This is a genomic window from Paenibacillus sp. FSL K6-2859, from assembly GCF_038008265.1.
In the GTDB taxonomy this organism is placed as follows: domain Bacteria; phylum Bacillota; class Bacilli; order Paenibacillales; family Paenibacillaceae; genus Paenibacillus_AQ; species Paenibacillus_AQ nitricinens.
Genome location: NZ_JBBOYU010000001.1, coordinates 3,768,646 through 3,791,498 on the forward strand (window position 1 = coordinate 3,768,646; position 22,853 = coordinate 3,791,498).

The 22,853-nt window shown below is 42.7% G+C and carries 20 protein-coding genes; 6 read left to right on the top strand and 14 right to left on the bottom strand.

Annotated elements, in window-relative coordinates:
• The first annotated feature begins 145 nt into the window (after positions 1-145).
• On the top strand, positions 146-1,027 hold the full coding sequence (locus MHB64_RS16650) for a polysaccharide deacetylase family protein (protein WP_341134922.1): 882 nt from the start codon (positions 146-148) through the stop codon (positions 1,025-1,027).
• A gap of 138 nt (positions 1,028-1,165) precedes the next feature.
• Here the strand turns inward: MHB64_RS16650 and MHB64_RS16655 are convergent, their stop codons facing one another.
• The gene (locus MHB64_RS16655) at positions 1,166-1,825 is read right to left on the bottom strand and encodes a 3D domain-containing protein (protein WP_094869160.1); all 660 of its coding nucleotides are present in this window, start codon (positions 1,823-1,825) and stop codon (positions 1,166-1,168) included.
• Between the two features lie 401 nt (positions 1,826-2,226).
• Between MHB64_RS16655 and ppk1 the strand changes: the two genes are divergently transcribed.
• Positions 2,227-4,341 carry a polyphosphate kinase 1 gene (ppk1, locus tag MHB64_RS16660; protein WP_094869161.1) on the top strand — a complete coding sequence of 705 codons (2,115 nt, stop codon included), beginning with the start codon at positions 2,227-2,229 and terminating at the stop codon, positions 4,339-4,341.
• Here the strand turns inward: ppk1 and MHB64_RS16665 are convergent.
• From MHB64_RS16665 to glgB, 6 genes are all read right to left on the bottom strand, one after another.
• Positions 4,289-5,818: a Ppx/GppA phosphatase family protein gene (locus tag MHB64_RS16665; protein WP_179281529.1), complete on the bottom strand. Its 1,530-nt coding sequence runs from the start codon at positions 5,816-5,818 to the stop codon at positions 4,289-4,291. The two genes, ppk1 and MHB64_RS16665, sit on opposite strands and share 53 nt — an antisense overlap.
• Before the next feature lie 157 nt (positions 5,819-5,975).
• Positions 5,976-6,698 (bottom strand): amino acid ABC transporter ATP-binding protein, encoded by a 723-nt coding sequence (locus MHB64_RS16670; RefSeq protein ID WP_042188767.1) that lies wholly within the window; start codon positions 6,696-6,698, stop codon positions 5,976-5,978.
• Positions 6,685-7,350, bottom strand: coding sequence for an amino acid ABC transporter permease (locus MHB64_RS16675; RefSeq protein ID WP_256989731.1), 666 nt, complete (start codon positions 7,348-7,350; stop codon positions 6,685-6,687). The genes MHB64_RS16670 and MHB64_RS16675 overlap by 14 nt, the downstream gene beginning before the upstream one ends.
• 106 nt (positions 7,351-7,456) lie before the next feature.
• Positions 7,457-8,275, bottom strand: a complete 819-nt coding sequence (locus MHB64_RS16680) for a transporter substrate-binding domain-containing protein (protein ID WP_341134923.1) — start codon at positions 8,273-8,275, stop codon at positions 7,457-7,459.
• Between the two features lie 332 nt (positions 8,276-8,607).
• Positions 8,608-10,032: a glycogen synthase GlgA gene (gene glgA, locus MHB64_RS16685; protein ID WP_341134924.1), complete on the bottom strand. Its 1,425-nt coding sequence runs from the start codon at positions 10,030-10,032 to the stop codon at positions 8,608-8,610.
• Between the two features lie 48 nt (positions 10,033-10,080).
• Positions 10,081-11,931, bottom strand: coding sequence for a 1,4-alpha-glucan branching protein GlgB (glgB, locus tag MHB64_RS16690; protein WP_445671641.1), 1,851 nt, complete (start codon positions 11,929-11,931; stop codon positions 10,081-10,083).
• A 301-nt stretch (positions 11,932-12,232) separates the two neighbouring features.
• Here glgB and MHB64_RS16695 point away from each other — a divergent pair, with 301 nt between their 5' ends.
• Positions 12,233-13,456 (top strand): glucose-1-phosphate adenylyltransferase, encoded by a 1,224-nt coding sequence (locus tag MHB64_RS16695; protein WP_341134926.1) that lies wholly within the window; start codon positions 12,233-12,235, stop codon positions 13,454-13,456.
• A gap of 195 nt (positions 13,457-13,651) precedes the next feature.
• Here the strand turns inward: MHB64_RS16695 and MHB64_RS16700 are convergent, their stop codons facing one another.
• The 7 genes from MHB64_RS16700 to MHB64_RS16730 all read right to left on the bottom strand — a co-directional run bounded on the left by MHB64_RS16700 (position 13,652) and on the right by MHB64_RS16730 (position 20,156).
• Complete coding sequence (locus MHB64_RS16700; RefSeq protein ID WP_341134927.1) at positions 13,652-14,263, bottom strand: GNAT family N-acetyltransferase; 612 nt, start codon at positions 14,261-14,263, stop codon at positions 13,652-13,654.
• Positions 14,264-14,321: 58 nt separating this feature from the next.
• A complete protein-coding gene (locus tag MHB64_RS16705; protein ID WP_341134928.1) occupies positions 14,322-14,711 on the bottom strand; it encodes a GNAT family N-acetyltransferase in 390 nt (129 codons plus the stop codon).
• 11 nt (positions 14,712-14,722) lie between these two features.
• A complete protein-coding gene (locus MHB64_RS16710; protein ID WP_094877440.1) occupies positions 14,723-16,180 on the bottom strand; it encodes a sensor histidine kinase in 1,458 nt (485 codons plus the stop codon).
• On the bottom strand, positions 16,177-16,875 hold the full coding sequence (locus tag MHB64_RS16715; RefSeq protein ID WP_042128265.1) for a response regulator transcription factor: 699 nt from the start codon (positions 16,873-16,875) through the stop codon (positions 16,177-16,179). Before MHB64_RS16715 ends, MHB64_RS16710 begins: the two co-directional genes overlap by 4 nt.
• The gene (locus MHB64_RS16720; RefSeq protein WP_094872983.1) at positions 16,868-18,145 is read right to left on the bottom strand and encodes a hypothetical protein; all 1,278 of its coding nucleotides are present in this window, start codon (positions 18,143-18,145) and stop codon (positions 16,868-16,870) included. Before MHB64_RS16720 ends, MHB64_RS16715 begins: the two co-directional genes overlap by 8 nt.
• A gap of 40 nt (positions 18,146-18,185) precedes the next feature.
• Positions 18,186-18,911 carry a phosphonate ABC transporter ATP-binding protein gene (locus MHB64_RS16725; protein ID WP_060623387.1) on the bottom strand — a complete coding sequence of 242 codons (726 nt, stop codon included), beginning with the start codon at positions 18,909-18,911 and terminating at the stop codon, positions 18,186-18,188.
• A gap of 90 nt (positions 18,912-19,001) precedes the next feature.
• Positions 19,002-20,156 carry an MFS transporter gene (locus tag MHB64_RS16730; RefSeq protein ID WP_094872984.1) on the bottom strand — a complete coding sequence of 385 codons (1,155 nt, stop codon included), beginning with the start codon at positions 20,154-20,156 and terminating at the stop codon, positions 19,002-19,004.
• A 162-nt stretch (positions 20,157-20,318) separates the two neighbouring features.
• On the opposite strand from MHB64_RS16730, the gene MHB64_RS16735 reads away from it, so the two are divergent.
• The 3 genes from MHB64_RS16735 (at position 20,319) to MHB64_RS16745 (ending at position 22,848) form a co-directional block, all read left to right on the top strand.
• Positions 20,319-21,236, top strand: a complete 918-nt coding sequence (locus MHB64_RS16735) for an ArsR/SmtB family transcription factor (protein ID WP_280787556.1) — start codon at positions 20,319-20,321, stop codon at positions 21,234-21,236.
• 36 nt (positions 21,237-21,272) lie between these two features.
• Complete coding sequence (locus tag MHB64_RS16740) at positions 21,273-22,019, top strand: HAD family hydrolase (RefSeq protein ID WP_094872914.1); 747 nt, start codon at positions 21,273-21,275, stop codon at positions 22,017-22,019.
• 103 nt (positions 22,020-22,122) lie between these two features.
• On the top strand, positions 22,123-22,848 hold the full coding sequence (locus MHB64_RS16745; RefSeq protein ID WP_094872916.1) for a DsbA family protein: 726 nt from the start codon (positions 22,123-22,125) through the stop codon (positions 22,846-22,848).
• The last annotated feature ends 5 nt before the right edge of the window (positions 22,849-22,853 follow it).

Sequence of the window (22,853 nt, forward strand, 5' to 3'; positions counted from 1 at the left end):
ATTCCCCGTTCTATTAGTATACATGCATTGGAACCTTCAAGAAATCTTAACGCAAACTGTATGGTCAACAGCATAAATCTACCCAGCTATGGGGATAACAATTAAGAATATGACGGTGATCAGGTTGTAAAGGAGGCAGATGGGGATGTATTTTCAACGGAGAGGTCAGAAACTGCTCGTAATATTAGGAACAATCATAACTATGCTATTCCCAACCTATTCTTCAGAGGTTGCGTCAGCGTCTGTGCAGAGTCAGAAGACTCCACAAGAACAAACACCAAGTATACCCGTTTCAGAGGAAGATACGGCCATTTCAGCAGATAGCGCTGCTACAAATAGTTCGACGCTTAACAGCACTAAAAACGCTAAAGGTCTTACATTAAGTCAGCTGTTACACAAATACCCAGAGACTTTTAAGACTAGTGGACCTCGGAATAAAGTCATAGCACTTACTTTTGATGATGTTCCTGATCCAAGATTCACCCCCCAATTGCTAAACGTCCTAAAAAAATATAATGTCAAAGCAACCTTCTTTGTGGTGGGAAGCAGAGCAAAAAAACATCCGGCTTTGGTGAAAAGAATGATTAGAGAAGGACATGCGATTGGAAATCATTCGTATAATCATCCTCAGTTTGTGAAGCTTGCGATGAATGATTTTCAATCACAAATCATAAAAACCGAGGATATTATACAAACCTTGGCCGGATATAAACCACGACTAATACGCCCACCCTATGGGGATATCAGTGAACAGCAGCTAAAATGGGCGAAAAGCCATGGCTATACGCTCGTGAATTGGAATGTGGACTCATTGGATTGGAAAGGACTTTCCAAAAACCAAGTTAGAAATAATATTCTGGCCCACATTGGAAGAGGAGCGATTATTCTTCAGCACGGTGGAGGCGGTCCAGGTAGCCATCTACAAGGAACGATTCAGGCTTTACCTGAAGTAATCACGATTATGCGCAAGCGGGGCTATACTTTCGTTACCGTTCCTCAATTACTACAGGTGTCCAAAAGTAAATAAAACACCCCCCAAATATATTTTTTCTATACGTAAAAAAACGGAGGTAGCCGCTAAGGACTCCCTCCGTTTCCTGTGTAACTTTATTTTAGAACTTTTCATATCTCTTTATTAATTAAAATTTTCTCTATTTTTATCTATCTATTTAACAATGTATAATTGTACATATTGATAACCAAATGATGATACAAAGCTTTGGCTACCAGGAATAAAGATATCAATACGATTGCCTTTTATAGCACCGCCCACATCCGTTGCCGTTGCTAAGAATGCATCTTTAGGCAATCCATCATGTGAATGCCCTGTCACCAATACTTTGGTACCAAGAGGAATCACATTTGGATCAACAGCAATAGTACCGATCTTGAGAGGATTTCCGAAATAATCTACTGCACCCCATCCGCCATTCTCACTGCTTGCAGAAGAATAAGCTGAAGCTTTGACTTGAATCGATTTGTCATAATTAAACGACTTCCCCCATGCTTCAACTGTTTTGGACTCTGAGTTTACATTCAGACTTGGTGTAATCACTGGAGATTTGTCAGTTGTAGTTACGGACTCAGCCTGCATCTTACTAGGGATAGTAATTTCAAGACCTTCGTAAATGTTAAGGGCTGCAACGTTTGGGTTTGCTTTCATTAATTCATTCATACCTACATTATATTGCTTGGATAAAGTATAAAACGTGTTGCCATCCTTAGCGATATGAACGCTGTCTGCATGAGCTGGAACAGCATGCAATAATGCACTGATTCCCATAATTGCAGCAAGGGTTTTAATTGTTCTAAATTTGTTCTTCATAATTGCCTCCTCATTAGATGGGCGTGAACGGTATGACTTCCGTATACGCTCGTGTACATTTTAAGTACTTATGTACATCCCGTGTGTGATTTCTTGGTGTGTTGCAGTCTTTTGTAAAACTGACAGGACTTAATATATCACAATTTTGTAACCTGTGCTTATGTAATTGTTACCATTATGAAAAATCAAGTTTCAATATTGTCATTTTTGGAGGTACTGGTTAACATATTTTTTATTATGTAAACTACATTTAAAGATTCATACACATTTTTTTAAAAAATAACATATAAAATTCCCGAATATTTTACATAGCGTTAACATTTCATGCTTTATCCAATAGTAGAATGATAGAATATGATAAATAGAATAGATATAGACAACGAATCATATTTGGAGGTCCCATGAATACAGAAGAGAATAAAAACAACCAAAGCAGCCCAGCCACTGCTTACCTCAATAGAGATTTGAGCTGGATCGAATTTAACCGACGCGTGCTTAAAGAAGCTCAAGACCCCGATAATCCGCTAATGGAACGGGCTAGATTTCTGGCTATCGTCTCAAGCAATCTTGATGAGTTCATAAGCGTTCGAGTGGCAGGAATTCAAGATCAAATCCGGGCAGGCTATACTAAAAAAGATTTCACTGGCTACACCCCTTCCGGGCTATACAAACGTCTCATCAAACGAGTTACCAAAATTGTTGCCGACCAATACCGGATTTTCCGTGATATTTCACGGAGTTTGCATAAAGAAGGTATCGTTTTTGTGGATTATGAGGATCTCACTCATGCACAGGAACAGTCCATAGAACAATATTACCGGGATATCATCTATCCTGTACTTACGCCAATGGCTGTAGATCAGAGTCGACCGTTTCCACTCGTTCATAGCCAATTTATCTATTTAGCAGTTGTTCTTACTCGTAAGAATGGCCTTGAAGAAGAGCCTTTTTTTGCTATTCTGCAAATTCCATCTAATCTGCCAAGATGTATTCCACTACCACACCGATCTAACAGTAAGAAACGGCAGTTCGTATTTATAGAGGATGTCATCCGTCATCACATTCAAACTTTATTCAGTGGTTACGAGCCGGTTGCCGTTAGTGAATTTCGTTTGACCCGCAACTCTGATCTCACGATCGACGAAGAAGGGGCCGAGGATCTTCTGGAAGAGATTGAAAAGGAGCTGCGCAAGCGTCGCCGCGGTGTTCCAGCAAGACTTGAAGTACAAAAAGGAATTCATCCATATGCTTTGGAACAGCTGCAAGCTGAGTTTGAACTTGAAGATTTCGTATTCGAAATTGAAGGTCCGCTAGATCTAAGTTTCCTTCGTAACTTCGCCGGCAGTATTAAGGGCTTTAGTTACTTAAACTATCCAAGTATTGAGCCGGTCTACCCAGCTGAATTTGAAGAGAACGAGGATTTCTTCGAGGTATTACGTGAGCGAGATGTCCTCGTCTACCACCCTTACGAATCCTTTGATGCGATGACGGACTTTATCATTCAAGCGTCAGAGGACGAACAAGTAATGGCTATTAAGATGACACTCTATCGGGTTAGCGGTAACTCTCCTCTGATTACTGCACTGGCTAATGCTGCTGAATCCGGAAAACAGGTAACAGTAGTTGTTGAGTTAAAAGCCAGATTTGATGAGGAACGCAACATCGCTTGGGCTCGTCAACTTGAAAAATCCGGATGTCATGTTGTATATGGTCTTGTTGGACTCAAAACACATGCCAAAGTTACCTTGATTGTCCGTCAGGAAGGTCAAGAGCTACGTCGCTACGTACATGTAGGCACAGGAAACTACAATGACAGTACAGCCAAAGTCTACACGGATCTCAGTCTATTTACTGCTCAAAGCGATATCGGACTTGATGCTTCAGAGCTGTTTAATCAAATGACGGGATATTCCGCTGATTTTGACTGGAATTCCTTCATTGTAGCTCCAACGGACATGAGCCTTTCCTTACAAAAATTAATGAAGCGTGAAGCGGAGCATGCTGCAGCTGGAAGACCTGCACGTATCATTGCCAAAATGAACTCACTCTCTAATCAACAAGTCATCGACGATTTATATGGTGCCGCACAGGCTGGTGTATCTATCGACTTAATCGTTCGGGGGGTTTGTTGTCTTCGTCCGGGGATTGAAGGCTTGAGCGAAAACATTACGGTTCGCAGTATTGTCGACCGCTTTCTGGAGCATTCAAGAATTTACTATTTTGAAAATGGCGGGAATCCTGAGGTGTATTTATCCAGTGCAGATTGGATGACTAGAAACCTAACTCGACGGATCGAGCTGATGTGTCCGGTAAGAGACAGCAATATACGCAAACAAATTGTTAAGATTCTTGAACTATCCCTTAAAGATAATGTGAAGGCAAGCTTCTTACAGCCTAATGGATATTACGAGCAACCAGACGACAAAAAGGCCCCTTTCCGGAGCCAGTTCGCAGCAATGGATGTTACACGTTGGAAGGAAAATCGAGTTTTACCTTCACAGCCCAAGCATTCTTAAATGCTTTTATGGCGTTCTCAATGTCCTCTAGACCAATCAGAAGCGCTGAAGCGCCCTCAAGGTCCAGATTAAGGGTATTGCCGTGTAGATTAGCTTTCAAGCCGCTTACAATCCCGATCTCGGTGCTGTCCAGTGCAATGCTTAGCTGTACAAGCGATCCGAGCTTATGAATCCACTCTTCGTCGGAAGGCAGCAAAATGTCCTTATACATCTGGGACAATTTCTGCTTCCGGCTTTTTGTGCTGTACGAGGCAATCAACGCGCACAGGATAAGCTGGCGGTGTGTCAGTCCACGAATCGGTGAATTCATCAGCCAATACAGGGTGTGCCGTTTAGATTGATAATAGTTAATGTTAGACCCCGTTCGATGTAGCATGATGGATACATAAATTAACATCTCATGTTCAGCTTTATTCTCCTCATCCTTGAACGCGTCAAACAGACTTAGCGCAAGCTTATTAATATGATCTAAATACCGTTTAGAGGTACGAATATCAAACCGAATGATCGTATTTAAGCTGTATTCAAGCGCACTGTCCCGCACCGGTTGCTCTGGCTTCAGTAAATCATGTAACATACCTTCCCTGAGCCCTTCCCCGCTGATTACAGCCTGGCTAGCCCCAATATACTGATATACCGTATGAAAAATAATCAACCCGGACACAATGATATCTGCCCGACTCTTAGACAACCCGTCTAAATCTTTACGTTTATCATAAGGCATTGAAGGTAATGTGTTCATAAAATGTTCAATCGTCTCACTGGCCATGGTGTAGCCATGAGAGTTTGGTAAAGAGTAGGCTCTAGTCTTTTGATCCAGCTTCCCTAAAGAACGAACCGTGCCTCCCAGACCAAACAACGGAAGACCTGCTGTTGCGTTAAGCCAATCATGTTCAACCAATCTCCCCAGAACATAGGTTTCAAGTTTCTGAATCTGCTCTCCATTCCAGTTCCCGCCTTGACCAAACATAAGATTGGTATTCACCGCTCCGAACGGAAAGGAAATGCTATGTTGATATCGCCGCCCGCGAAAAAGTGTAATTTCAGTACTCCCGCCACCAATATCGATGACGTAGCCATCCTCAACATTAAATGCGTTTATAACACCCAAGAAACCAAAGTAAGCTTCCTGATGACCACTGATAACCTCAATTGGAATGGTAGATGCTTCTGACAAAAAGGTAATAATTTCACTGGAGTTAGCTGCATTTCTGATTGCCGCTGTAGCCCCTGCGCGAATAGTCTCCACTTCAAAAGCATTGCAGATCTCTTTAAACTGGCGCAAGACTGGAATTATGGTCTCCATATCCTTCTGTTCCAGTCGGCCTTCCTTCGTAATCTTCTCACTAAGACGCGCAGAGTACTTACACTCCTTGATGATCTTATAGCCTCCCTCCGGCGTTGTATCATAGATTACAAGACGTATGGAGTTAGAACCAATATCAATAATGCCGATCCGGCGCAGATCATCTCTCATTATGTATGTACTCCTTTTCAAGTTGATTGACCATCTATTATACATGGTTTACATAAATAAATGAACTCAGTCCATTATATCCTCAAATCACGCAACTGTTAAAAAAATAAAGCGGCACCCGGATAACCTGCCCGAGCGCCGCTACAATTTGACTTATTTATAACACTTTACTTAAAAAATCCTGAGTACGTACATGCTGAGGATTGCCGAATACTTGTGCAGGTGTACCCTGCTCTACAATCACGCCGCCATCCATAAATAGAATACGGTCGCCCACTTCGCGGGCAAAGCCCATCTCATGTGTAACAATGACCATAGTCATCCCATCTTCTGCAAGCTTCTTCATAACCTCCAGCACCTCACCGACCATCTCTGGATCAAGGGCTGAGGTTGGCTCGTCAAAGAGCATCACATGAGGCTGCATCGCCAGCGCACGGGCAATCGCGATCCGTTGCTTCTGTCCTCCGGACAGCTGAGCAGGATAAGCATCCTTTTTATCTTCAAGGCCTACTGTCTTAAGCAGCTCCATTGCGAATTTATCCGCTTCGGACTGCTGCTGTTTTTTTACCTTAATCGGTGCTAGTGTAATGTTCTGCAGAACTGTTTTATGAGGAAAGAGGTTAAATTGCTGAAATACCATTCCCATCTTCTCACGCGTGACATTAATATCGTGCTTTTTGGAGGTAATAGATTCACCTTCAAAAGTGATTTCGCCACCAGTTGGCTGCTCCAGGAGATTCAAACAGCGCAGAAAGGTACTTTTACCCGATCCACTCGGTCCGATAACGACGACGACCTCACCTTTATGAATCTCCAAGTCAATTCCCTTGAGAATTTCCAGCTTCCCATAATTTTTTTGCAAATTCTTAACGGCGATCATCGGTATTCAGCCTCCTTTCCAGTCTACCCAGAATCTTCGATAGCGTAAATGTCAGCACAAAGTACATAAATGCGATAATTACTAGGGGTGTCATACCATCGTAAGAAATCGTTGTAACTGTTCGGGCTTGAAACATCAAATCCGTTACGCCGATAAAAGAAATAATGGATGATTCCTTGATAATAGTGATGAATTCATTTCCGATGGCCGGAAGAACACTCTTAAGTGCTTGAGGGAGTATAATATGACGCATAGTCATCCCTTGCTTCATACCAAGAGAACGGGCTGCCTCCATTTGTCCACGATCTACACCCTGTATCCCCGCACGGAAAATCTCTGCAAGATAAGCAGAACTGTTAATGGATAAGGTAATTGCACCCGACTGAATCGGTGTAAACTCAATCCCAAACGTAGCCAATCCATAATGGATGAGAAACAGTTGTACAAGCATAGGTGTACCACGAAGGAATTCTACCCAGGCTGTTGCCAAGAAGCGAAGCACACCCCATTTGGACATACGTAGCAAGGAAACGATAATCCCTAGAATAAAACCAAAGAATACACCCAGAACAGCAAGCAGTAAGGTATACTGCAAACCGGTCAGGAAAAAATCACGATAATCATAAGCCATTTGAAATAATTTAATGTCCATATTCTATCCTCCCATCTCCAAAAAAATAGAAAATAGCTTATTGCCGCTATTTTCTGTATACACATACAATTTACTTAAGCAGCCTTTAAAAAAATACGTTATTTCTTTATTTCGTGCTATCTGCAAGCTCACTAGCTGCCGTCACAAACTCATCAATTTTACCTTCTGAGTTTAAACGTGTCAGTGTGCTGTTTACTTGATCCAGTAGCTCTTTGTTTCCTTTTTTTATACCAATAGCATAACCGTCATCCTCAACTTCTGGCTTAGCATCAGTGATTACAAGACCAGGAACATTCTTAACGAATGATTTGGCAACGGGTCCTTCAATGATAGCAGTATCTACACGATTGGATTGCAATTGTAGAACGATTTCGGAGATTTTACCAAGCGAAGTGATTTTCGCTCCCTCGATCCCTTTAGCAATTTCTTCTTGAATGGATCCGGTTTGTACACCAATCTTTGTACCTTTTACAGCATCCATAGTGGCGTATTTATCTTTGTCCGCTTCGCGCACAACAATCGCTTGCTCCGCCTTGTAATAAATGTCTGAAAGATCAACAGCTTTTTTGCGTTCTTCCGTCGGGCTAAGTCCAGAAATTACAATATCTACTCTTCCACTGGACAATTCGTTTAATAGTGAATCGAATGGCAAGTCCTTAATCACAAGCTCTGCACCCATATCGGCAGCAATTTCCTTAGCAATATCGATATCGAAGCCCACGATAGTATCTTTACCGTCTACTACCTTATGGAATTCGTAAGGAGGAAAATCTGCACTTGTGCCCATAGTAAGCTTCTTAGTAGCCCCACCGTTAGTTGCATCTCCACTTGCAGCGGTATCACTATCATTTTTATTTTGACCGCAGCCTGACAACAGGCCTACTGCTAATAGCATACCTAAACTAAGTTTACCCCATTTGTTCATTTCTATATCTCCCCTATTCTTATGAAAAAAAAATCTTAGTAGTCCCTTTGACCGACTTATTATAAATCAGAACGCATGAATATGCAAAGGCATAATTGTGACAATAACTTCCTTTTATTGGGTTTCACAGCAAAGAGCTCATCTTCTTAGACCTATCATTCCAAATTTATTTAATTTTTATATAATTTTATACATTTTTACTATTCCCTCTCTTAACCAAATCATGCGGCAAATTGCCCTTAATAATTTCCATCAAAAAAAGGAGTACACTAAAGTATGAGTCATACTTCAGCGCACTCCCTTATTAACCTATTACAGAATCTGATGAATCTTTATTCCGTAATTTCATTGTAAATATCAATGTACTGCTGAGCCGATACATTCCAGCTATAATCGCCAGCGAAGGCATTTTTCGTAATCTTTTTCCAGTGTTCTGGCTGCTTGTATAACGAGATCGCCCGGCGAAGTGTAAACATCATATCGTGGGCGTTATAGTTGCTGAACGTAAAGCCGTTCCCTTCACCGGATTCTTCATTATAAGGTTGAACCGTGTCATTCAGGCCACCGGTTGCCCGCACAACGGGTATGCTGCCATAGCGCAAAGCGAGAAGCTGACTGATGCCACAAGGTTCAAACTTGGAAGGCATAAGAAAGATATCACTAGCGGCATATATTTTACGTGAGAGAGCATCATTAAAGAGGATTTGCGAAGATAGCTTTGACGGATAACGCCAAGCTGCTTCCCTGAACCATCGCTCATAGGACTCATCCCCAGTTCCAAGCAGTACAAATTGAATGTCATCATTATATAGCAGTTCATCCAATACACGAGTAAGCAAATCTAAGCCTTTGGAATCCACAAGACGAGTAACCATAGCTACCATCGGAATATTGGCATCCACAGGTAGTCCTAATTCCTCCTGCAAGGCTAATTTGTTCTCCGTTTTCTTAGATAGATTAGAACGGTAACGGGTAACAAGACTTGTATCTGTTGCAGGATTATAGCTTTTTGTATCAATTCCATTCACAATACCGCTCAAAACATCCGCTCTCGCATTTAACAGACCATCCAATCCGTAACCATAATAAGGTGTCCGAATTTCTTCCGAGTAGGTTGGACTTACTGTGGTGACACGGTCGCTGTATACAATGCCTCCTTTTAAGAAATTCACATTTCCGTAATACTCAACCCCTAGAAAATAACTACTGTCGAGACCCAATAACTCCCCAAGTACTTCATAAGGAAACACGCCCTGATACAACAGGTTATGTATAGTAAATACACTTCGCATCTCTTTGAAAAATGGATCATGTCGATAATGCCCCTGTAGCAGCATGGGGATTACAGCCGCATGCCAATCATGGCAATGCAAGACGTCCGGCTGAAAATCAATCGCTGGCAGACACTCCAGCACCGCACGATTATAGAACGCGAAGCGCTCTCCATCGTCCATATATCCGTAGATTCCGTCCCGTCCAAAATAATATTCATTGTCGATAAAGTAAACGGGGATACCGTCATAAACCATATGCTCGATTCCGCAGTATTGATTACGCCAACCGATTGGCACATACACTTCTGTTAAAGGCTCCATTTTTGAAGTGAACTTTTCTGGAATCCCACGATATTTAGGCAAAATCACTCGTACATCCACCCCGGCACCCTTCAGCGCTTTAGGTAATGCCCCAATGACATCGGCCAGACCACCCGTTTTGATAAATGGATGAGCTTCAGCTGCGGCAAATAAAACTTTCATGATTATTTCCCCCTTTAAAGTGTACGGATTCTCTATTCGTTCTTTAATCTATGACTCATTTGCCTCTTTACTCTTACCCACTCGTGACGATTTCTTAAACACCAGGAAGCTAAGAGGCGGTAATGTTAGCTCTATACTGTTCACCTGATTATGCCATTCTAACTTTTTGCTCTTCTGAGGCAAGTTGTGTATACCCGACCCTCCGAACACTACATCTTCTGAGCTAAAGAGCTCTTCATAAATTCCTGGGCGTGGAACACCTATACGATACTGTTGACGTTGGACAGGTTGAAAATTGATGATAAACAGCAACGTATCTCCTGGCTTCTTGCCTTTACGCAGATATGAAATCACGCTTTGTTCATTGTCATCTGCATCAATCCATTGATAACCCTCTTGGGAATGATCAAGCTCCCACAGGGCTTTCTCCGAGCGATACAGTTTATTAAGTGCAGCAGTGTAAGCTAGCATGCCACGATGGCTGTCATAGTCCAGCAGTAGCCAATCCAGCTGCTCCTGATCCTTCCATTCGATAAATTGACCAAATTCTCCTCCCATGAACAGGAGTTTCTTTCCGGGATGGGAAATTTGATAACCGAGCAGTTGCCTAAGTCCTGCGAACTTTTGCTCATAAGAACCTGGCATTTTGTCAAGTAACGACTTCTTGCCATGTACAACCTCATCATGTGATAACGGTAATGCATAATTTTCGGCATAAGCATAACATATTGGAAATGTTAATAAATTATGATGATGAGGGCGACCCCAGAAATCATGTTCTATGTAGCCCAAAGTATCATTCATCCATCCCATATTCCATTTATAGTTGAAACCGAGACCCCCTTCATGAGCTGGCGCTGTAACTCCAGGCCACGCACTGGATTCTTCTGCCATCATCAATGCCTTAGGATAGTACTGAAATATCGCTTTGTTCAGGTTCTGAATAAATTTAATGGCCTCTAAATTCTCCAGACCCCCATTCACGTTACGCCGGTATTGATGAGCCTGTTTTTCAAAATCGAGACGAAGCATGCTGGTAACCGCATCTACCCGCATCCCGTCAATATGATAATACTCAAACCAAAAGAGCGCATTAGAAATGAGGAACGATGAAATCTCTGGCTTGCTGAAGTCAAACGAAAGAGTCCCCCAGCCTGGTTTCTCCGCCAACATTGGATCTGCATATTCATAAAGTGGCGAGCCATCAAACATTCTTAAACCATGTGCATCCTTTGCAAAATGGGCCGGAACCCAATCCAGAATGACACCAATGCCTGCTTGGTGCAAGTGATCGATTAAATACATTAACTCATGGGGTTCACCATACCGACTCGTAGCTGCGAAATACCCCGTTCCTTGATAGCCCCAAGATAAATCGTATGGATGCTCAGCAAGTGGCATAAACTCTACATGGGTATAGCCCATTTCCACCAAATAAGGAATTAATATTTCACTCATTTCCTGGTAGCTATAAAATTCCCCATCTTCTTTTTGACGCCAAGTTCCAAAATGCATCTCATAAATGTTCAGCGGTTGATGATACGGAGCTTTGCTCTTTCTCCGCCATGCAGCATCTCCCCAACGGTAACCACTGAGATCCGTAACAACGGATGCAGTTGCCGGTCGAACCTCAGCTTTGAAGGCAAATGGATCCGCTTTGAGAAAGCTGGAACCATCACTGGCAACAATTCTGTATTTGTAAAAAGTTCCCGGCTTTATTCCCGGAAAAAAGCGACTCCAAAATCCTGAATCGGGTATCTTATATAACGAGTCCATGTCCTGCGTTCCATCCCAGCCATTATGATCACCAGCTAGTCCTACATATGTCGCATGAGGAGCCCACACGGTAAAGCGCACGCCCGTAACGCCTTCTTCAGCGGCAGTGTGCGCACCCAGCATAGAATAGCTGCGAAAATTGGTGCCCTCATGGAACAAATAAATATCAGCAGCTGACGGAAGGGTATCGATTGTTGCGATTTCAGCCAATTCTACACCACCTTTTTGAATGCTTGTACCTATTAGATTACCCGAATATTACCATTTTGAAAATGATTTGATGTGAAAACAAAAGATTTTCTGATAAAGAAATATTAATTGTAATTTTTCTTTTTACACAGCAATATACTTCACCTATGTCGTTTCAAGTGCTTGTCGTGCGTTTATATAACAAGCATTGACAAAATAATGGGAGGGATAACAAATGAATAACAAAAAAGATTGTATCGCCATGCTCTTGGCAGGAGGGGAAGGCCGCAGATTGGCTCCCTTGACTTCCAGTATGGCTAAGCCTGCAGTCCCTTTCGGTGGACAGTATAAAATTATTGATTTCCCACTAAGTAATTGTGTAAATTCTAAAATCGATACAGTAGGTGTTCTTACGCAATATGAAGCTGAATCCTTGCACGATCACATCGGTGAAGGTGAACCTTGGGGCTTACATAGTCAAAAGGATAAAGGTGTCACCTTGCTTCCTTCCGGTGTTGAAGGCAGAGACAGCTATACAGGAACAGCTGATGCGATTTATAAGAATATTGAGTATATCGATAGTTGTAATCCAGAGCATGTACTTATTCTGTCCGGTGATCATATTTACCATATGGATTACCGCAAAATGCTGGATTATCATGTTGGCAAGGCTGCTAAAGCCACGATCTCCGTCATGGAGGTGCCATGGGATGAAGCCAGCCGTTTTGGAGTGATGAACGTAAATGAGGAACTGAAAATCTCTGAGTTTGCGGAAAAACCAAAAGTACCTAAAAGTAATTTAGCTTCTATGGGTATATATCTGTTTGAGTGGGCTTATCTGAAGGAGCACTTGTTGCGGGATGCAGCTAATCCGAATTCCAGTCATGACTTTGGTAAAGACGTTATACCAACAATGCTTGATCAGAATGATGATTTATTCGCTTACCGCTTCAAAGGATATTGGAGAGATGTTGGTACTGTGGGTAGTCTCTGGGAAGCACATATGGATCTTCTGCAAAAAAACAATGGCATGAAGCTCGACAAAGCTCATTGGCCGATGTATAGCCGGATTCGCCGGACTAAGCTTGCTGTTCATAAACCACGTGTTCAGATGCCATCAACGGACTCTCTCGTGAATGAATTCTGCACACAAGAAGGCAGCCTGCAACGTTCAGTAATCTTCAATGGTGTGGAAATTGGAAAAATGAGCCAAATTAAACAAAGCGTTATTATGCCTGGCGTTCGCATTGGACGTGGAGTACAGATTGAAAATGCCATTATTGGTGAAGGCGCCATTATTAAGGATGGTGCTGTCGTCAAGGGAAGTATTAATAATATTGTAGTTGTTGGGCCCTATGAGACCGTAACTCCTAAGCCAGCGGTTCGAAATCAACCCTCCCGTCTGTTTCAGGATGTTTATGAGAAGACAGGACGTCTACGGGAAGTTCTCCCTTCATAAAACCATTATATATATAAATTCTTTATCAAGCAAAAACGCCTTCGGCGTCCCAAATGGACGGTAAGCGTTTATGCGAGAAATATAAGGATAATGTATAGTGTGAAACTTATATATTATTATATTTATAAAAAGGGGCTGTTGTCCTGGTCGATCATGACCAGAGCAACAGCTCCTTCGGTTGTTAGAAGTTAATCTTTATGATTCTTGGAGTGCTAACCATTCTCGATCTAAAATGCTCATTTCCACACCATCTACATATTGCTCCCCAAACAGCGCCGATTCACGCACTACACCTTCCCGCTTAAAGCCCAGTGCCTCATAGGTTTTCAGGGCAACGGTGTTGAAAGCATAAGCCCCCAGGGAAAGACGACGCATACCCAAGCCCTCAAATCCGATTCGGAGCATTTCATTCATCATCCTTGTTCCAAAGCCTCTTCCCTGATAATCAGTATCTACTACTACTCTGCCAATACGTGCAGATCGATTGGACCGGTCTATGCCTGAAAAGCTGATGTGTCCCACGACCTGCTGAGTAGCTTCGTGCACCGCACAGAAGATAAGGCGATCAGAATTCGCTGGATGATTAGCTCCATCTAAATACTTAGTAAGCTGGTCATCGTCAAGAGGAAAAGTTAGCGAAGGTCCAGCCCATTGCTTCAGATACTCAGGTGAAACACTCCATCGTTTCAAGTGCTCAAAGTCCGATTCAGAAATAAATCTAAGAATCAGACGATCGGCATCAGGTTGTTCCTCAAAATGCTCATACAGGTTCACTAAACGACCATTTCCCATATCGTTAGTACCCATGTAATGAAAACCCATGCTCTGATAATAACGATTAAGTTTAATGTTATGTGCGACGGTATCAAATCTGAGTCCTCTGTATCCAAGCTCCAATGGCTCGCACCACAGCATATTTAAGCATATGCTGACCAAGTCCCTGACTGCGGTGTGATCCCGCTACAGCTAATCTATGCAAATATGCATAAGACTCATCGTTTTTGCTTCCCCAGTATTGAGGATCACTGAATTGTAACGTAAACATTCCAACTACTGCTTCACCGTCAATCGCAAGATATACATGCCTATCGGCGAAATAACCTGTAATATCCTCCTCGTTAAATTGGCCGGGGGTCCATTGCTTTATCCCATTTCGCTCCATCCAATTTGCTGCTTCCTGCAGCAGCCTCAAGATATCACCTGTCCGATCAGGCTCTCCACGAACGATCCGAATCGAATTCCCCCATACTTCCATTTCCATACCTCCTAGACATCTGATTCAGGTAAGGTAGCTGTAATTTGTGCTACATGATCTGAATTGACTTCAGGCAGCTTCTCAGTAAGAGGTAAGATTACGGTAACTTCAGTTCCACTACCTAGCTCACTTTCCATTTCGAGCTTCCCGTGGTGAAGTTCCACGATTTGTTGTGAGATGGCTAGACCTAAGCCCGTTCCGCCGTTCAACGCATCCACTTGAAAGAAACGGTCTTTAACCCTTGAGATATGTGCTTCACTAATCCCAATGCCGCTATCACGAACTATGATAGCAGTCTCTGTATTGGAAAGTCTCTTCGCAGACAATTCTATACTGGAGTCCTCATGGGAAAACTTCACAGCATTGTCTACCAGATTTAAGAATACTTGTTTTAGACGGTTGGCATCCCCTTTAACAAAGATCCCTTCCTCACATTCAAGAAGCAAGTGAATCCGTTTCTTCTCTGCCTTGGCCCATATATTTAGTATGGTCTCCTGAAGTAATACTTTCACATCAACAATCCCAATGGACAGCTTCATCTGGTTCTGCTGCAGCTTTGAAAAGTCTAAAATCTCCTCTACCAGACCAATCAAGCGTTCGCTTTCTTTGGAAATGATGCTGACTCCAAGCTTCGTCTCCTCCGGATCATAGCCTCCAGAGACCAAGGTTTCACTCCAACCCTTAATACTAGTAAGGGGCGTCCGAAGCTCATGTGAAATGGACGAGATGAAATCATCTTTAATCTGATTGCTGCGCACAATTTCCTGAGCCATATAATTCAGCGTGGAAGCCAAGTCACCAATCTCAAATTTGTAATTCCCCTTAATCCGCACATTAAATCTACCCTTAGCCATCTGGGCTGAAACCGCCGTAATGTTATTGAGCGGCTTTACAATTGAATTGGCAAGCCCGATGCTGAACACGATAACAACAGCCATAACAGCCGCACCTATACCAATGGACAGTAATGTAAGATTAAGCAAGTCGTTGTTAATACCTTCGAGTGAAGTAAGATATCTTAGAATATACGTATCACGTCCGTGAATTTGCACCGTTTTAGACACAGCCATAACACTCTCGTTAGTACCGCTCTGGCGCCCTACCCAGCGCCCGATACTCCCGCCCACTGCTTCAGGGACATCACTAGTTGTAATCGTACGGTCTGGCTGAAAACCAGTCGAACTGGTGATCATATCCCCAGTCAAGGTTAATACTTCTAGCTCAGTATTGTTCAACTCAAATCTTTCCAGCAGCTTTTGCAGCTGGGTCGAGTTGTTATCGCCCTCTAGCTCGTATTTATGAAAAAACGACTCTGCAGTGGTAATATGATTTTTCATCTTGCTATATACACTGTCATAATAATACGTTCTGATGGCAAGCAGGAAGATAACTTCTACTAGGAGAAGCGCCAAAAAAACTACAAGAATGTAGTGTAGAACAATTTGTCTGCGCATCCCCTTCTTAATCATTGTACTTGGCCTTTCCATCTATATCCGTGTCCCCATACCGTTTGCAAAAATTCTGGCTCTGACGGATTATTCTCTATCTTTTGACGCAGACGACGAATATTCACATCCACAATCTTAGGATCTCCCATATACTCCTTGCCCCACACATGATCCAGCAGAAGATCGCGGCTGAGCGGCGTATTTTCTTTTTCGAGAAAGAATTGGATCAATGAAAACTCCGTGGGTGTCAGTTCAATCGCTTCATTATCACGTTTAAAATGTTTGGAAATAAGATCCAAGGTAAATGGTCCTGAAACGAAAGAAACTTTCGCTGACTGTTCACGATGAACGTTTACTCGGCGCAGCAATGATTGAATTCGAGCAATCAGTTCTGTCGGGCTGAATGGCTTACTAACATGGTCATCTGCTCCTACAGATAATGCATATACCTTATCTTGCTCTTGAACCTTGGCTGTCAGAAAAATAATCCCCAAACGTTCATTGGTTTCTCTTACCCGCCTACATACTTCAAATCCATCAATACCCGGAACCATTACATCCAATAGAGCAATATCAATATCAGGGATCGTGGTTAACTTGTGAAGGGCTTCATGCCCGTCCGCAGCCTCTATCACTTCAAACCCATTACGCTTCAAGTTAATGACAATAAAACTACGAATGGACTCCTCATCTTCCAGTATCAGTACTTTACTCATCTATTCCCTTCCTTTCTATAGGGGAAGCAATTTTATTACTTCCTTCTTTTCTTGTACTTTGTTCTAACTTACCGCGGTAGGCGATGACCTTGTCTGCATCACGTGCAAGCAGATCCCAACCGTCATTCTTTACGCGATCCCATTCTGAAGGAGAGAAGAAGGAAACCTCAGCAACCGTCTCACCGGTATCTGACATGATGAACTTAAGGTTCTCATCCAGAACCGATTTCGTATCCACTGTCACCTTCCCATGCCATTCCGGTGAAAAATTAATATTGAATCGATCCGATGGATCATGATATAGCTGGGTTGCAAAGGTCAGACCTTCTTTTCCATCCCATTTATAATAAGTGGTAAAGTATGGAGTTTCAGCTGGATCGAAATACTCCCATCCTTTAGGTGCCTCAAGCAATCCAATTTCAATAATGCCATCATGATCAATATCTTCGCTTGCAATCCGACGATCTTTAAAAGTTCGCGCATCGCCTGGTAATACGACGCGCAGCTTGTTATTCTCCATAACGACAATTGAGGTATACGCAGATTGGGAATCCACCGCAGCATCCAATACGATTCCTTCTTTATCCTCTGAGATTTTTCCTGCAACAATATTGTAATAATTATTAAAATAAGGGTCGATATTCTCAAGCTTATCGAGCACCTTAAAGCCATCATTGTATTGATAGACCGAAATGGTTGCAAATTCATTTCTTTTAAAGTAAACAACGGTGATGTCTTCAATTCCATCCCCATTAATATCCTCAATCATATATTTTGTATAAGGATGTGAAAGTACTTCTTCTAATGATCCGCTGGAATAGCTATAAACGACAAGACCTTTTTCTTCACCTTGTGAATAGCCGGTAACAATTTCAAGCTTCCCATCACCCGTCATATCCTTCAAATCAACCGACTCCAGTACAGATCCGTCGCCATCGAATACAAGTTTCTTGACCCAAGTGTCGCCCTGTTTCTCCAGTATCATCCCGTGAATTATTACGGCTTCTCCAGGCGTCTTATAGAATACTAGCGTCTCCATAACTCCATCCTTATTGAGATCCTCAGTAAAGATGGTACTATCATCGTCATTGGTCGGACGAATCAACGTGGAACCTGCTGGCTTAAGTGAATTAATAGCAGCCATAAGCGTTGCTTTGTCAGCAGACAATTGTGGGGATTTCATCTTAGAAACAGGATCACTGATGAAAGTACAACCTGACAGTACGGATAACGTCAGCGTTGCGGCTACAAAGCACCTAAGACTTCTCATATTCAACTTCATCACTCTTTTCCTTATCCGTGTCCTATATTTAAAGATTTGCACGCTCTTGGAACGTTAATCTGCGCCCCTTTATATCATGCTTAATTCTGCCATCTTCTAGTACCCATAGACGCGTAGCAAAACGTTCCGCTAATTCAATCGGTAACACCGTTACAACCGTAAGCCCGGTTTCTTTACACAGCTTCCGCAATGTTTCCAAGACACTCTCCGCAGATTTAGGATCTAATCCCGTAACCGGTTCATCCGCTAAAATCACTTTAGCACCGTGAGTCAACGCTCTAGCAATCGCTACACGCTGCCTTTCTCCGCCACTGAGTTGACTTGTCTTCATCTTCGCCTTATCCAGGAGTCCAAGGGCATCCAATTCATCCATTGCACCCATATAATCATCTGAACGCACCATCCCAGTGACCATTCGCCATAACGGCGTTTGCGCGGACTGGCCGATCAGTACATTTTTCAACGCAGTACGGTTAGGATTGAGCTCTGCATTCTGCTCCAGGTATGCCCATTCGCGGCGGATTTTTCTTTTACCTGTAAAGGCACTCGCCATTATATCTGTACCGTCCACTCTAAAATTCCCTCTATCCCACTTCTCACGCAGCGCTAAACAGCGCAGTAAAGTGGTCTTACCGCTACCGCTAGCTCCAAGTATTGCTACGAACTCACCCGGTTCTAATTGAAACCCTATATCCTGTAGAACTGGGTTCTTATCTTCCCCAACTGCCTTTGCTAAGTGTTCAACTGTGATCATAGTTCAGCCTCTCCCTGTCTTTATCTATAATCTATAGTGTACTCTGAAAGCCAGATGAATTTCCATGCGAGCACTCGTTCTTATCTTACCTCAAATTTTTTGCCGTGGCGAGAAAAATAACCCCAACAATCCGAAGGCGATATATAAAGCGCCCATTAAGCCGAAAATCCCCCCGCCCCAGCCGACTTGCATGAGCAAACCGCCGATACCTGGACCTATAATACTGCCTATACTAAAATGAAAAGAAGCAACCACATTTGCAGCAGGCAGTAAATGTCGTGGTAAAATATCCGCAGCCAGACTAAGCCCTAACGAGAAAAAGGAACCTACAAGTCCACCTGCAATCATCAACAGCACCATCGTCACTTTGAAATGGTCACCTGCTAATGGCAATAATGCGAAGGCAATTCCGCCTCCAATCCCAGTAAGAATCAACACCTTCTTCCGACCAAATCGGTCACTCCACAGTCCTAACGGGAATTGTAACAACAGTCCCCCTATGCCCGCAAAAGGCAATAAGGCTGCAATTTGATCCGTGCTGTATCCGATCCGGAGGCCATACACTGGAAAATTACTGTTTAAGCTTGCTTCCATGAAACCGTAAAGGAGTGCAGGAATTAAAGCGAACCATGCTAAACTGTAACAACGTCCAAACCGGCGTACCTGACTTTCTCCACTATCAACTTTATCTGGTCGTGAATCTGGAAGCATTGTAATGGCAAGTATTAGGACCAGCAAAAAAAGAAAAGCTAGAACAATAAAAGGTGTTGCCTGACCAAAGCGCAGCAGACTGATTCCAAGTGGCCCCAAGCTAAACCCCAGACCATAGGACATCCCATACAGGGAAAGATTTCGTCCGCGATGCTCGGCAGGCGTCATTAGCAGCACCCACAGCTGGGCGGCATAATTGATAGCTGCATCACCAACACCAACAAGTAGACGTAACACAAACCATATTTTGATTCCAGGAAAAAAGGGGAATAAGAGCAAGCTTACTAAGACTAAGCTTATCCCGCCAGCAATCAGTTTTTTGAATCCAATCGCTCCGAGAACTCTTTCAGCAATCAAGGTCATTCCGAATGATCCTATGTATAAAGCAGCTGCATTTAGTCCATTAAGCGAAGAGGAAACTCCTTTCTGCTCCAATAGAATGGATAATACGGGAAGCAGCATTCCTTGGCTGAGTCCAGCCGCTATAGTAGCGGTAATAAGAATCATGAAATTCATTTTGCTGTTACTTCGAATAGATAATCTTGGCCGGTCTGACACAGATGATATCCCCCTATGATTAATAACGCTAATTTGTTCTAACGCCAATTGGCAAACACCGAACATTATAGTGGACAACCCTCTTCAAAACAAGAGATAATATGAAGATGTTACGGATTTCCTGGGGGTGCATGAGACATGGAGTACGAATTAAAGATCGACGTATCGCCGGTTTATGAACTGCTGGACAGTTTTATGTTATATGTAACTAGAAAATGGATCTCCAATTTGGACATTGGTCCCCACTGGATAAGTGATGTGGAAGATCGCATTTCTTCTCATAAGGTAACAGCTTTAATGCAGGCCGCCGAATGGCCTTTTACGGATTATGATGTGCTATATGCCTGGGTATACATTCGAGGACCCGCAACGTCAGTTCAGCATTTCTTAGATGATCTGGATTCAGCCTCCATAGAAGAATGTTATCAGCAGATCGCTCCGCTCATTCAGGAGTTTACGATTGAAGATGCTTTTCGGATCCGGAGCAGCTATAGTCCACTCTTGCGTCTCTGGTACGAGCAATACTTCCGCCATGTGGAGCACAAAATATTACCGCTATTAATTGAAGATGCTTCTGAGAAAAAAATGCTTGAAAGCAAAATGGACCCCATTTCTCTAATTGAATACGCATCTGGCGGTGTAGTTTTCGAGGAAATCACGGATCTTAAAACAATTGTATTACTACCAACTGTTCATAATCGTCCGATTAACACCTACTGCTTCTACAAAACCATGGTAATCGTACAGTATCCTGTAGATGTACCTTTAGAAGACGAAAACGAACCACCCATGGTGCTTTTGCGCATGACCAAGGCACTTTCCGACCCCACCAGACTTCGATTGCTACGCTATGTCGCACATGAACCCAAGTCGTTGTGGGAGATGCAATCTGATCTTAATCAATCCAGAGAAATGCTGATGCATCACCTTATGATTCTACGAGTAGCCGGCCTACTCCGCATCCATCTTAGGGGTGAACAAGATGAACGTTTCAGTATTCGCCCTGACGGCGCATCAGAGCTTCAGATGTTTCTAGAGTCTTATATTTACCTATAGAACACGATACAGATACAGATCCAAGGAGTGAGAGATATGAAATACACGACACAACAGGTGATTTTTGATTTAGATGATACACTGGTCCACTGCAACAAATATTTCGATCTGATTTTAGGGCAATATTTTGAGCTGATGACCGATTGGTTTAATGAATTTGGCCCAAGTACCAGTGAATTACGTAACAAACAAATAGAAATTGACGTGCACACGGTCAACACAAGTGGTCTGGCCAGCGATAATTTCCCTAAATCCCTAATCGCTACCTACCGCTATTTCTGCGCCAAATATAATCGTCCGACGGACCGTTTTCAAGAGCAACAGTTACATAAGCTTGGATTAAGCGTCTATGATCAAGAAATCGAAGCTTACCCTGGTATGGTTGAAACGCTGGATACTCTGAAGCAGGATGGTCACCATTTATTCCTGTATACAGGTGGAGACGATACGATCCAACAACGTAAAATTGAACAAATGAAGCTGGATGCTTACTTTGATGACCGGATCTATATTCGTCAACATAAAAATGTTGAGGCGCTTGAGAATATTTTGACTACACAAGGCTTTGACCGTAAACGTACTTGGATGATTGGTAACTCGCTACGCACAGATGTACTTCCGGCAGTAACCGCAGGCATTAACAGTATCTATCTGAAACAACAGAATGAATGGAGTTACAATCTTATAGAACTAGAGCAAGAGATGCAGCAAGCTGTGAAGACGATTTCCTCCATCCATGAGGTTCCTCCTGTTATTCGTACTGCTACTCTGCAGAAACTCTAGGTGTAACGTAACCTCAGACATTGTTACAAATGACATATCTTCTCTTCCTTTGGGATGATTATACTATTTTTGTACCATTCCCATAGGAGGTAGGAGATGAGATATGAATAAGAAAGTGAAGTCCAACCATTCTCGAACTAACAAAACAATGCTTCCCATGCTCTTAGGCGTAATTGTTGTAATCCTTATTGCTGTTATTGTCTTCATTCTAAATGACAAGACGGACAGTACAGAGGGGCTACCTAACTACACCGATGTGAAGGGGAGCATTGTTGTTGATGGGCTGAAATATGAAAAGCAACCTCATCTTGGAAGCCCTGATGCCAAAATCAAAGTCATCGAATTCGCAGATTTCAAATGTCCTGCCTGCAAAAATTGGACGGAGAAATATCTGGATACATTTGTTAAGGACTACGTGGATACCGGTAAAGTTGAGCTCTTCTTCATGAACTTTGCCTTTTTGGATCGAGATTCCTATCTTGCTGCAAGTGCAGGCGAAGCCATTTATAAGCAAAGCAACGAGAAGTTCTGGGAATATCTTCATAAGCTCTACGCCAATCAAGGTGATGAGAGCAAAATATGGGCCACACAGAAGTTCATTCTAAATTTCGTCAAAAATAACATCGAAGGTATTGATTACACACAATTCGAGACCGATCTCAAGAATCACACCTACATGTTCGACGTCAAAGAAGATTTCAAGATCGCGGGATCATACGGCGTCAACGGAACACCTAAATTCATGGTAAACGGTGCCTTGCTTCCTGACTCCTCCTATGAAGGGTTAACTGCAGCGATTGAAGCGCAGCTGGCTAAATCCGCTGAATAATTATA